Source organism: Pseudarthrobacter sp. MDT3-1, from assembly GCF_054510755.1.
Genome location: NZ_JBTNDX010000026.1, coordinates 12,413 through 23,193, shown reverse-complemented (window position 1 = coordinate 23,193; position 10,781 = coordinate 12,413). Strand labels below are relative to the sequence as shown.

Sequence of the window (10,781 nt, the reverse complement as noted above, 5' to 3'; positions counted from 1 at the left end):
CGCTGTTAGTGGATGTGGCTTCCGCCGTTGATGTCGATGGTGGTTCCGGTGAGGTACGCGGATTCCTCGGAGGACAGGAACGTGATGACGGCCGCGATCTCTTCGGTCGTGGCGTTCCGCCCCAGGGGGATGCCGGCGTTGATGGCGGCTTCCTGCTCGTCGGTGCTGCCCACCCGGATGTTGGTATCCACGGCGCCGGGCGTGATGGCGTTCACGGTGACGCCGGTGGCGCCAATTTCGCGGGCCAGCGCCTTGGTCAGGCCCAGGATCGCGGCCTTCGCGGCGGAGTAGGGGACCTTGCCGAACACGCCGCCGCCGCGCTGGGCGGAGACCGAGGACATGTTGACGATCCTGCCCCAGCCGTTCTCGATCATGTCCGGCAGGAACGCCTTGGTCACCAGGTAGGTGCCGGTGGCGTTGACGTCCATCACCTTGTGCCAGAGCTCCAGCGTGGTCTCCAGGAACGGGACCGGGGAGGTGATGCCGGCGATGTTGGCGAGGGCTCCGACCGGGGGCAGGATGCCGGCAATGATCTCCGCCTTGACCGCCGCGTAGGCGGTGTTGACGGAGCTTTCGTTGGCGACGTCGATCTCGCGGCCGAAGGCAGGCACGTTGAATTCATTGCCGATGTCGGCGGCGACCTTGGCGGACTTCTCGCCATCGAGGTCCAGGATCACCACCGCCCAGCCCTTGCTGGCGTAGCGGCGGGCCGTGGTGATGCCGATGCCCCGGTCCGAGGTTGCCCCGGTGAGGACGGCGGTGCGCTGGATGGCGGTGTTCATGATGCTCCTTGGATGGTGTGTTGTGTCAGATGAGGTCGGTGATGCAGCTGGCAGCCTTGGCGGCGGCCGCGGGGCCTTCGTCGTGCGTGACGTCGCTGGTTTCGAGCTCGAGGGAGAAGTGGCCGGTGTAGCCGCTCGCCGCGAGGCCGCTGAGCCCGGCGGCGAAGTCTGCCTGGCCGTTGCCGATGCTGAGGTTGATGTTGCCGGGCACGGCATCGCGGAGGTGGACGTGGGAGATCCGGCCCTCGTGGCGGGAGAGGTACTCCAGCGGATCTTCGCCGGCGGCGACAATATGGCTGAAGTCCATAACAATTCCGACGCCGGTATCCGCCAGCCGCCCGGCCAGCAGTTCCGCGCGTTCCAGGTTCCAGCAGAACCTCAGGAAGTGCAGGGATTCGGTCCAGAGCTCGACACCGAACTCCGCCGCCCGCTGTCCGGCATGGATCAGGTGGGCGGCAATTTGGTCCAGGTCCTCGTCGACGCTCCGAACCGGTTCGTGGCTCAGCGCCCCGCACGGAAGGACCAGCGCCTTCGCCCCGGTGTTGGCGGCGAGCGTGAGCAGCGCCTCGAGGTGCCGTTCGCGGGAAACCTGCTGGCCGTCGTCGAGCACTACGTTGAGGTCGCCGATATCTCCGTTGACGGAACGGACGCGCAGCCCGGAAGCGGCAACTTCCGCAGTCACAGCGGTGACGGCCGCGTCATCGAGGTTGTACGGGACGTGGTCGCACACCCCCGGGAGGGCGCCGAGATCGATTTCGTCGAAGCCCAGGCCGCTGATGGTCCGCAGAGCGGCCGGCAGGTCTTGGTGCCTGAAGCTGATGGACGAGCAGCCGAGTCGGGAATTGAACATCGTCGTTGATCCTCTGAACGAGTGGGTGGTGATGTGAATCACTGTAGATGATTTCATTGTTGACAGTCAACCTCAAACATTGACTGTTGACATTGACGCATGATGCGGGTCACACTGGCATATCATTTGTTAACAGTCGACAGCGACGGTGCGGAAGCGTTCCTCGCTCTTCGAAAGGGATTCAGCAATGAGCAATGAGGCTCTCAAAATGCGCGGTCACGTGCATGGCACAAAGGACGCAAAGCGCGTCGCAATCGGGTCCGGCGTTGGCGCCGTTATCGAGACGTATGACTTCATCGGCTTCGGCACCGCGGCTGCACTGTACTTCGGCACGGCGTTCTTCCCCACCGGCGATCCGGTGACGGGCACGCTGGCAGCCTTCGCCACCCTCGGCGTCGGCTTCGCCGCCCGCCCCATCGGCGGCATCATCGGCGGCCACCTGGGCGACAAGGTAGGCCGCAAGCCCGTCCTGGTGGCCTCCCTGATCCTCATGGGCGTCGCCACGTTCCTCATCGGCCTCCTGCCCACGTACGAGCAGGTTGGTCTGCTCGCTCCGGCCCTGCTCGTCTTCGTCCGCGTGGTCCAGGGCCTCGCCTTCGGCGCTGAATGGGGCGGCGCCATCCTGATGAGCTACGAACACGCGCCCTGGAAGTCCAAAGGCAAGTACACCGGCATCGTCCAGGCCGGTTTCCCCGTTGGACTCCTCCTGGCGAACCTCGTCTTCCTGGTCAGCGTGAACCTGGGCGGCGAACTTGCCTGGCGCGTCCCGTTCCTGGCCAGCATCGTGCTGGTGGCCGTTGGCCTGATCATCCGCTCGAAGGTCCCGGAGTCCCCGGTCTTCGACGAGGTCAAGGAGAGCGGCTCCATCGTCAAGAACCCCATCATGGAGGTCATCAAGACGGACTGGCGAAGCATCGTCCGAGGCATCGGCCTGCGTATTGCGGAGACCGCCGGCTACGCCGTGTCCATCACTTACATGATTTCCTACCTCCACACCCAGCAGCTGGCTGACAAGACCCAGACCCTGGTGGCCCTCTGCATCGCCTCGGCCATCGGCATCTTCGCCACCATGGCCTGGGCCCGGCTCACGGACAGGATCGGCCGCCGGCCCCTATATATCTGGTCCACAGCCTTCGCCGTGCTGTTCGGCATCCCCATGTTCCTGCTGTTGAACACCGGAATGTTCATCTTCGTGATCGCCACCATTGTGATCTCCTACGCCGTCTGCCAGAACTCCCTTGCCGGCGCCCAGGGCGCGTGGTTCCCTGAACTGTTCCAGGCCAAGACCCGCTCCTCCGGTGCCTCACTTGCCTACCAGATCTCGGCCATGGTCTCCGGGTTCACGCCCTTCGTCACCACCCTGCTCTTCGTAGCCCTGGGCTGGATGGGTCCTGCGATCCTCTTCAGCTTCTACGCGGCCATCGGCCTGTGGGCCGCCTTGGTCACCCGGGAGACCTGGGGCAAGCGCGAGCGCCAGCTCGCGGATGAGGCCACCAAAAGCACGCCCCAGTCAGTGAGCGTCTGATGACCGTGACTCAGGAACTGCACTCACACGAACTCCCCCAGAAGGAAGGCATGTCACACGAAACCGATTCAGAACGCCTCGAACGCGTCGGCGCCGCGGCGTTCCGGATCCGGCACCATGCCCTGAACATGGGCGAGGTGCAGGGCCAGGGCTACGTGGGTCAGGCTCTCGGCGCCGCCGACATGCTGGCCGCCGTGTACTCGGACCAGCTCCGTTTCCGCGCCGAGGACCCCGAATGGGAGGCCCGGGACCGGTTCCTGCTCTCCACCGGGCACTATGCAATCGGACACTACGCGGCCCTCGCCGAAGCCGGCACCATCCCCGTGACCGAACTCGAAACGTACGGCTCGGACGATTCCCGCCTGCCGATGTCCGGGATGTCCACCTACACCCCCGGCATGGAAATCTCCGGCGGATCCCTGGGCCACGGCCTCCCCATCGCCGTCGGCATGGCCCTGGGCCTGCGCTACCAAGGCTCTTCGGCCAGGATCTATAACTTCCTCTCCGACGGCGAACTCGACGAAGGCTCCACCTGGGAAGCGGCCATGGGCGCCCACCACCACCAGCTCGGCAACCTCACCGCCATGGTGGACATCAACGCCCTCCAGGCCGACGGCAAAACCGACAACGTCCTCCGCACCGAACCCGTCACCGAGAAGTGGGAAGCATTCGGCTGGTACACCCAGCGCATCGACGGCAACAACATCGCCGCGCTGCTCGCAGCGTTCGACAACGCAGCCGCCCAGGCCGCCGCCGTCGGACGTCCCTCCGTGATCCTTTGCGACACGAAGGTGGGCCGCGGCGTCCCGCTGCTGGAGGAGCGCGAAAAGGCGCACTTCATGCGCATCGAAGAACACGAATGGAAGACGTGCCGCGAACAGCTGACCGCCGGCTACGAAGGAAAGGACGCCCTATGAGCGCCGCAGCTGTTTCCACGGGACCCGCACCGAAATTGAAGACGTCGGCAATGATCGCGTCCTTCGCCGACCCCGGCCAGAAAACTGCCTCCGCACCGTTCGGGCATGCGCTCGTCAAAGCCGCGCAGGAGAACGACAAGATTGTCGGCCTCACGGCGGACCTCGGCAAATACACCGACATGCACATCTTCGCCCAGGCGTACCCCGAACGGTTCTTCCAGATGGGCATGGCCGAACAGCTCCTCTTCGGCGCCGCCGCAGGCATGGCCGAAACCGGGCTCATCCCGTTCGCCTCCACCTACTCCGTGTTCGCCGCACGCCGCGCCTACGACTTCCTCTGCCTCGACAGCGCCGAACCAAACCTGAATGTCAACATCGTCGGCGGGCTCCCGGGCCTTACCACCGGCTACGGACCCAGCCATCAGGCCACCGAGGACATGGCCATCTTCCGCGGCATGCCCAACCTAACCATCGTGGACCCCTGCGACTCGATCGACATCGAACAGGCCGTCCCCCAACTCGCCGCCAGCGACGGACCCACCTACCTGCGCCTGCTCCGCGGCAACGTGCCCACGGTCCTGGACGAATACGACTACACCTTCGAGCTCGGCAAAGCCAAGGTTTTGCGCGGCGGCAACGACGTTGTCTTCATCTCCTCCGGGCTGATGACCATGCGCGCCCTGCAGGCAGCGAAAGCCCTCGCGGCACACAACGTGGACGTCGCCGTCGTCCACACACCCACCATCAAACCGTTCGACGCCGCCACCGTCCTGGCCGAAATCAACACCGACCGCCTCGCCGTGACGCTGGAAAACCACAGCGTGATCGGAGGCCTCTTCGAAACGGTTGCGTCCGCCATCGTCACCGCCGGACTTGGCAAACGCGTGGTGCCGGTGGCGCTGCCGGACCAGTTCCTCGACGCCGGCGCGCTCCCGACGCTCCACGACCGCTACGGACTCACGGTCCAGAAGATCGTGGCAAAAGTGCTCGCCGAGCTGAAGTAGAAGCGTTTCGCCGGAAGCGCGGGGCCGCACCAGCTGGCGCCGCGCTTCTGGCGTACCATCGACAGTTAACACATCGACTGTAGACAGTTGACCACTAACATTGAGGAAGTACCATGATGGCCGGAGCAACGCTGCTGGGACTGCAAAAGAAGAGCCTTCGCGAGCAGGCCCTCTCGGCACTGCGCGCCGCCATCACCAGCGGCGAGCTGGAACCGGGGCGGCATCTGGTGGAAACCGAGCTGTCGGAAATGCTCCAGATCAGCCGCGGCACGTTGCGGGAAGCGCTGCGCCAACTCGAACAGGAAGGCCTCCTCTCCCCCGGGCCCCGGGGCCGGCTTTCCGTCCGGCACCTGGATGAGAAGGAAATCCGCGACATCTACTCCGTCCGGGCAGCACTTGAATCCCTGGCGGCCCGCACCCTGTGCGAACTCCCGGACCGGGAGCACGTCATCACCTCGCTGCGGGCCGCCATCGAAGCCATGGCCGCCGCAGAGAAGGCCAGCCTGCAGGAACGCATCGAATCGGATCTGGAATTCCATCGGACCCTGTGCCGCCTGACCGGCAACGAAACCCTGCTGCATTCCTGGGAGTCGCTGGAAGGGTCCATCCGCATGTCCATCATGTTCGCGGGCCGGGACAAGGGTGTGAAGAACATGAGCGTGGACCGGCACTACGACATCGTCACCGCCATCGAGACCGGAGACGCCTCGCTGGCCCGGAACACAATCCGCGAGCACATGGACACCGCTGCCGCGAACCTTGTGGCGTAGGGCAGCGGACTTAGAACAGCCCGGGCAGCCTGCCGCTCGCGGCTGTGTATTTTCCGGGAGGGACCGTAGGAGACCGACGCCGTATACTCGGTGCCAGCCATGACCATCCTTCCGTCCTCCCCCGCCAGCGTCCGCATTGATGCGTGGCTGTGGGCGATCCGCGCCTACAAGACACGCTCTGCCGCCACCGCGTCGTGCCGGGCCGGGCACGTGCGGCTGAACGGAAGCCCGGCCAAAGCCTCGGCCACTCTGGTCACGGGCGACACCGTCACCGTGCGGATGTCCGGCTTCGAACGCACCCTCGAAGTCCGCCGCCTGATCGCCAAACGCGTCGGCGCAGAGGTGGCTTCGCACTGCTTCACCGACCACACGCCGCCAAGGCCGGTGGCGCCGGCACTGGGCCTCCCGCAGCGCGACCGTGGCGCGGGACGTCCCACCAAGAAGGACCGCCGCGAGATGGAACGGCTCAAGGGCCCCGCAACCTAGGCCCTCGAGGCCGGCAGCGTCGGTACGTGGAGACTGCTGCGAAACCCTTCATCAATGTTCCCGTCGGGTCAGAGTCCTGCTCCGCGACTGAGCTATCAGAATTGAAACTGTGAACAACATCGTCCTGACCTCCGTCCGACAGCCCGGCGAGGACACAGTCTCGGACCTTTACATCGTTGACGGCGTGGTGACCCGGATCAGTGCCGGCGCCGGGATCCCGGGCGACGCCCGCGTGGTCAGCCTGGACGGGCGCTACGTCATTCCGGGGCTCTGGGACGAGCACGTCCACATGACCCAGTGGGCGCTGCATTCAAGCAGGCTGGACCTGTCCGCCGCCGCATCCGCGCGAGAGGCGGCGGCCGACGTCGGACTTTCCGTTCGCGACGCCGATCCTTCGGTCACCACGGTGGGGGTGGGCTTCCGCGACGCCCTGTGGGCGGACGTCCCCACCCTGGAAATGCTCGACGCCGCCACCGGCAGCCAGGCCACCGCCCTGATCAGCCACGACCTGCATTCTGTCTGGCTGAACAGCGCTGCCGCCCGGCGGTTTGGGGTGGAGGTTGACGCCGGCGGCCTGCTGCGGGAGGAACCTGCTTTTGCGCTGACCCGTGAGCTGGGCCAACTTCCGGACTCAGTGGTGGACGGCTGGGTCCGCAATGCCGCAGAAGCAGCATCCGCCCGGGGCATTGTGGGCGTCGTTGATTTTGAAATGACCTGGAACCGTGACGTCTGGCTGCGCCGCTTTGCCGGTGGATTCAACAGCCTGAGGGTGGACGCCGGTGTCTACCCGGAGGACCTGGAGCGGGCCCGCCACGACGGCATGCGCACGGGCCTGGAGCTCGACGGCGGCAAGGGGCTCCTGCGCGCCGGCCCGCTGAAGGTGCTCGTTGACGGTTCGCTGAACACCCGGACGGCGTTTTGTGTGGATCCCTACCCCGACGGCGGCTACGGACTGCTGACTGTCAACGTTGATGACTTGTTGTCCCTGCTTAGCCGGGCGCGGGAGTACGGCTTTGTCCCGGCGGTCCATGCGATCGGGGATGGCGCCAACCAGGTGGCGCTGGATGCCTTCGAGCGAGCAGGGATCGGCGGCCGGATTGAACACGCGCAGTTTGTCCGGACGGAGGATTTGGCCCGCTTTGGGCGTCTGGGGGTTACGGCAAGCGTGCAGCCGGTGCATGCACTGGATGACCGCGACGCCGCGGAGGCCAACTGGGGCGGCCGCACGCAGCGGGCGTTTCCGCTGAGGTCGCTGCTCAACGCCGGAGCCACGTTGGCGCTGGGTTCGGACGCGCCGGTTGCGCCGCTGGATCCTTGGGCTGCGATGTCCGCGGCCAGCACCCGGTCCCGGCAGGACACCCGCGGGCCGTGGCATCCCCAGGAATGCATCAGCCGACGGCAGGCACTTGCCGCTTCAGCTAGGGGCCGGAGCCGGCTCCGGGCCGGGGACCCGGCGGACCTGGTGGTGCTCGACGCCGATCCGCTGGCCTCGCCGGACCCGGAATTCGCCGCCATGCCGGTTGCGGCAACGCTGGTGGCCGGCCGCTTCACGTACGACGGCGGCCTGGCTTAGTTCCGCACCTTGGCCTGCACGAGATTCGCGAACGGCAGCCGGCCATGCTCCGCAATAAAGGCTGCGTGATACGCGGCCTCGGCTTGGTTTACTTCTTCGGCGGGCACCTCTTTCCACGCCATGATGAGTTCATCCGTGTGGATCAGCTGCCAGATGAGGCGGCCGTCCCAATGCCCCGGCGGCCTGCCCCGCCCAAAATCCAGGAACTCCTTGATCTGATTCCGAAGGCCGCGGTTGCCCTTGCTTCCCGGCCCGGCTTTGCCAAGGTAGAGAATGTCGGCGCCGTCCACCCATTCCGCCCATATGGCGTCCGCCGGCAGAGTGGGATTCTTTTTCTTGAAGGTCCCGGCGGTGCTGATCTTCAGGAAGTGCGGCTCGAACTCATTCGGCCGAAGAACGGCGAACACCCCGGTGCCCTGCGGAACCCTGATGATCTCAAGGCTGTCGAAGCTCCGGAAGCCGGCAAAGCCGTCGGACTTGAGCGTTTTCCTGTTCATCATCATGACGTTACCCGGCCAGGCGCCGGTCCGGAGCAAACTTGCACTGCGCACCCATACGCCCAAAAGCGTAGAGTGGGTTAAGACGCCTGTTTCTGGACGCCGTGCTGCTGAGGGAGAGATCGTGACGATTGACTGGGACGAAAAAAAGGCCCTGCTACAGGAACCAAACATCGCGGCGGTAACGCAGCTCTGCGATGAACTGATGGAAAAGAAGCCAGGGTCCGTCGTCCCCTACATCGACCCCGTGCACGACGAGGACGAATGCCGGATCGTCAGCCTCCACGTCAGTCCGGGCAAGGGCACCGAATCCGGCTTCGTCTCCCATTTCAACGACGACGAAGCCGCCCGCCGCGCCACCCAGATTTACGAACTTGCCGAGCTTGATCCGCGCTATGTGATGCCGTGGAACGCGTACCCGTGGGTGCGGGATCCGGAGCTTCCGTCGGCGCTGAACGTCCAGGAGAAGACTGACGGCCTGCGGCCCTTTCGGCAGTTCCTGAAGATCAACCGCCGTGTCTCCGCAGTCATCGCCCACGGCACGGACGCTTCCACGTTCCTCACCCTCTTCGAGAAGACCTACCATTCTTCCCTGAAGAACAGCGGCATCAAGATCTACAAGGCCAGCGCGCTCGGCGGGCGGGCCTTTGCTGTTTCCGAAGCAAAACAGGAGGATCTCCTCGCCAAAAGCGTGGACGTCTACAAGGACGCCATGCAGCGGGCAGGCATCCAGCACCTCTAACCAACGCACGACGGCGGCAGTCACCGCGGGTGCCTCAGCCTTCCAGCAGCCTCCGCCGGTGTTTCAGCTCCTTCACCCACGCCCTGGTGACCATGCCCGGGAACGGCGAGCCGCCGTCGTCGTTCTTCTCCGGACCTCCGAGCCCGGCGAACGCGGTACCTGCCTCCAGGTCGGCGATCAGCGGACCTGACGCCTTCAGGGCGAGCTCCATCACCTGGGCTGCCGTGCGGTCACTCAGTCCCAGGTCCTTGGCCCAGCCAAGAAAGTGCCGGCGCGAGATCCCGCTCCGCTTCCCGTTCAGCGTCAGCGCAAGGGTCTTGTCCCCGTAGACCACGGTGGAGGGAATGTCGTAGACAGGGGCGATGGTCCACTCGCCATGCGGCTGCTGGACCATGGAAACGTTCTTGGCGTGCAGGTCGCCGTTGCCGCTCAGCCAGGCAAACGCCCCCTGGACCGCCAGGTTCCTGAGGGCCGGGAGCGGCGCCGAGCAGTAGTCTGCCAATGCGTGGCAGACCTGGCCATAAGCCACGTTGTACTTGTCTGCCGGGTAGAGCTTCAGCACCTGGGCGCCGTCCTCCACCGACAGCCGCTGGACGTCGTCGGCTCCGCCGCCGGGGATGGGCACCCTGTCGAAACGTTCAACCAGAAGCCCGGGCCGGCCCGCGATGTCCCGGATCAGCTGGACCCGGCTCAGCGGAATCCGCAATTTGGCCGCGTACCGGAACATCACCAGCTCGTTTTCCACCACATGCGGGAACTCGGGCGCGTTGAGTTTGAGGATGAAGCGTTTGCCCGCGCTGGCCACGGGCAGTGAGATCATCCCGGCAGAGAGTTTGTCCTGCACGCCCGCCAGCGCAACGGGGTCGATCAGGTCCGGATCGCCCAGGAGGTGGTCGAAGTCCACCGGCAGCTTGGGGTCCAGCTGGACAGCATGCTCGTCGGGATCCAGCGGCTCTCCGTGCCCCACGATCTGGACGTCGCCCACCGAGTTGCCGCCGGCCGCGATGAGCAGCGACAGGTCATCGTCCGCGCTGGTCTTGATGGACCGCCGCAGGGCGTTGAGCCGGCGGCCCTCCGGCAGCAGCCCGGTGAAATAGGGCGGTGCAGCCCCCGCCGCTGAATCGACGGGCGCGGCGGTGAGCGGCAGGGAACTGGCGACGGCGGGTCCCCCGGACGCGAGGTACGCCGGCAGATAGCTGAACCGGGTGCCGCCGTCGTGCCGTTCGAGCCGGGCAGCCAGCACCCCGGCCTTGTAGATGTCGGCGACGCGGTGCTTCATGGGTTTGTTTCTTGGGCCTTGCCGTGGCCGGCAAGGGCGCGGGCGGCGCGGCTGGCCCGGGCGGCTAGCCGGAGCTCCAGGCCCAGGGTTTCCAGCACGGCGGTGAGTGAGTCCAGCTGGATGCTGGGCTTGCCCTGCTCAACGAAGCGGACAAAGCGCTCGGAGACCCCGGCCATGTCGGCGAGATCCTGCTGCGTGAGGCCTAAAGCTGCCCGGCGCGTCCGGACTTCACCTGCGAGCCGGTCCCCGAATGCATTCGCCATGGGCATCTCCAATAGGTACGATCGTGCCGTTCTAGCTGTGTTCTGATTCTAGACCGGCAACTCGCTCCAGCATAGAGAAAAATCGGAACGAAC

At 65.7% G+C, this 10,781-nt stretch carries 12 protein-coding genes; 7 read left to right on the top strand and 5 right to left on the bottom strand.

Annotated elements, in window-relative coordinates; all coding sequences use genetic code 11:
• Positions 1–5: 5 nt before the first annotated feature.
• Together ACX80X_RS17225 and ACX80X_RS17220 are read right to left on the bottom strand one after the other, a co-directional pair.
• Positions 6–782 (bottom strand): SDR family NAD(P)-dependent oxidoreductase, encoded by a 777-nt coding sequence (locus ACX80X_RS17225; RefSeq protein ID WP_459312818.1) that lies wholly within the window; start codon positions 780–782, stop codon positions 6–8.
• A 25-nt stretch (positions 783–807) separates the two neighbouring features.
• Complete coding sequence (locus ACX80X_RS17220; RefSeq protein WP_459312816.1) at positions 808–1,632, bottom strand: sugar phosphate isomerase/epimerase family protein; 825 nt, start codon at positions 1,630–1,632, stop codon at positions 808–810.
• Between the two features lie 187 nt (positions 1,633–1,819).
• Here ACX80X_RS17220 and ACX80X_RS17215 point away from each other — a divergent pair, with 187 nt between their 5' ends.
• The 6 genes from ACX80X_RS17215 (at position 1,820) to ACX80X_RS17190 (ending at position 7,907) form a co-directional block, all read left to right on the top strand.
• Positions 1,820–3,157, top strand: a complete 1,338-nt coding sequence (locus tag ACX80X_RS17215) for an MFS transporter (protein ID WP_459312814.1) — start codon at positions 1,820–1,822, stop codon at positions 3,155–3,157.
• A 50-nt stretch (positions 3,158–3,207) separates the two neighbouring features.
• On the top strand, positions 3,208–4,074 hold the full coding sequence (locus tag ACX80X_RS17210; RefSeq protein WP_459312857.1) for a transketolase: 867 nt from the start codon (positions 3,208–3,210) through the stop codon (positions 4,072–4,074).
• The gene (locus tag ACX80X_RS17205; RefSeq protein WP_252599597.1) at positions 4,071–5,078 is read left to right on the top strand and encodes a transketolase family protein; all 1,008 of its coding nucleotides are present in this window, start codon (positions 4,071–4,073) and stop codon (positions 5,076–5,078) included. The genes ACX80X_RS17210 and ACX80X_RS17205 overlap by 4 nt, the downstream gene beginning before the upstream one ends.
• A 116-nt stretch (positions 5,079–5,194) precedes the next feature.
• Positions 5,195–5,848, top strand: coding sequence for a GntR family transcriptional regulator (locus tag ACX80X_RS17200; RefSeq protein ID WP_252599698.1), 654 nt, complete (start codon positions 5,195–5,197; stop codon positions 5,846–5,848).
• 99 nt (positions 5,849–5,947) lie between these two features.
• Positions 5,948–6,334, top strand: a complete 387-nt coding sequence (locus tag ACX80X_RS17195) for an RNA-binding S4 domain-containing protein (RefSeq protein WP_056342031.1) — start codon at positions 5,948–5,950, stop codon at positions 6,332–6,334.
• Positions 6,335–6,443: 109 nt separating this feature from the next.
• On the top strand, positions 6,444–7,907 hold the full coding sequence (locus ACX80X_RS17190; protein ID WP_459312812.1) for an amidohydrolase: 1,464 nt from the start codon (positions 6,444–6,446) through the stop codon (positions 7,905–7,907).
• Here ACX80X_RS17190 and ACX80X_RS17185 read toward each other — a convergent pair.
• On the bottom strand, positions 7,904–8,410 hold the full coding sequence (locus tag ACX80X_RS17185) for a hypothetical protein (protein ID WP_252599599.1): 507 nt from the start codon (positions 8,408–8,410) through the stop codon (positions 7,904–7,906). The genes ACX80X_RS17190 and ACX80X_RS17185 overlap by 4 nt on opposite strands.
• A 118-nt stretch (positions 8,411–8,528) precedes the next feature.
• Between ACX80X_RS17185 and ACX80X_RS17180 the strand changes: the two genes are divergently transcribed.
• Positions 8,529–9,146, top strand: a complete 618-nt coding sequence (locus ACX80X_RS17180) for a uracil-DNA glycosylase family protein (RefSeq protein ID WP_056342023.1) — start codon at positions 8,529–8,531, stop codon at positions 9,144–9,146.
• Positions 9,147–9,180: 34 nt separating this feature from the next.
• On the opposite strand, the gene ACX80X_RS17175 is transcribed toward ACX80X_RS17180, so the two are convergent.
• Both ACX80X_RS17175 and ACX80X_RS17170 read right to left on the bottom strand, forming a co-directional pair.
• Positions 9,181–10,425 (bottom strand): type II toxin-antitoxin system HipA family toxin, encoded by a 1,245-nt coding sequence (locus tag ACX80X_RS17175; protein ID WP_252614928.1) that lies wholly within the window; start codon positions 10,423–10,425, stop codon positions 9,181–9,183.
• Positions 10,422–10,688, bottom strand: coding sequence for a helix-turn-helix transcriptional regulator (locus ACX80X_RS17170; protein WP_252599601.1), 267 nt, complete (start codon positions 10,686–10,688; stop codon positions 10,422–10,424). Before ACX80X_RS17170 ends, ACX80X_RS17175 begins: the two co-directional genes overlap by 4 nt.
• Between the last annotated feature and the right edge of the window lie 93 nt (positions 10,689–10,781).

Excerpts from the sequence above, each read along its gene's own strand:
- ACX80X_RS17225 (WP_459312818.1), bottom strand. The coding sequence starts at position 782 with ATGAACACCGCCATCCAGCGCACCGCCGTCCTCACCGGGGCAACCTCG.
- ACX80X_RS17220 (WP_459312816.1), bottom strand. The coding sequence starts at position 1,632 with ATGTTCAATTCCCGACTCGGCTGCTCGTCCATCAGCTTCAGGCACCAA.
- ACX80X_RS17215 (WP_459312814.1), top strand. The coding sequence starts at position 1,820 with ATGAGCAATGAGGCTCTCAAAATGCGCGGTCACGTGCATGGCACAAAG.
- ACX80X_RS17210 (WP_459312857.1), top strand. The coding sequence starts at position 3,208 with ATGTCACACGAAACCGATTCAGAACGCCTCGAACGCGTCGGCGCCGCG.
- ACX80X_RS17205 (WP_252599597.1), top strand. The coding sequence starts at position 4,071 with ATGAGCGCCGCAGCTGTTTCCACGGGACCCGCACCGAAATTGAAGACG.
- ACX80X_RS17200 (WP_252599698.1), top strand. The coding sequence starts at position 5,195 with ATGGCCGGAGCAACGCTGCTGGGACTGCAAAAGAAGAGCCTTCGCGAG.
- ACX80X_RS17195 (WP_056342031.1), top strand. The coding sequence starts at position 5,948 with ATGACCATCCTTCCGTCCTCCCCCGCCAGCGTCCGCATTGATGCGTGG.
- ACX80X_RS17185 (WP_252599599.1), bottom strand. The coding sequence starts at position 8,410 with ATGATGATGAACAGGAAAACGCTCAAGTCCGACGGCTTTGCCGGCTTC.
- ACX80X_RS17175 (WP_252614928.1), bottom strand. The coding sequence starts at position 10,425 with ATGAAGCACCGCGTCGCCGACATCTACAAGGCCGGGGTGCTGGCTGCC.
- ACX80X_RS17170 (WP_252599601.1), bottom strand. The coding sequence starts at position 10,688 with ATGGCGAATGCATTCGGGGACCGGCTCGCAGGTGAAGTCCGGACGCGC.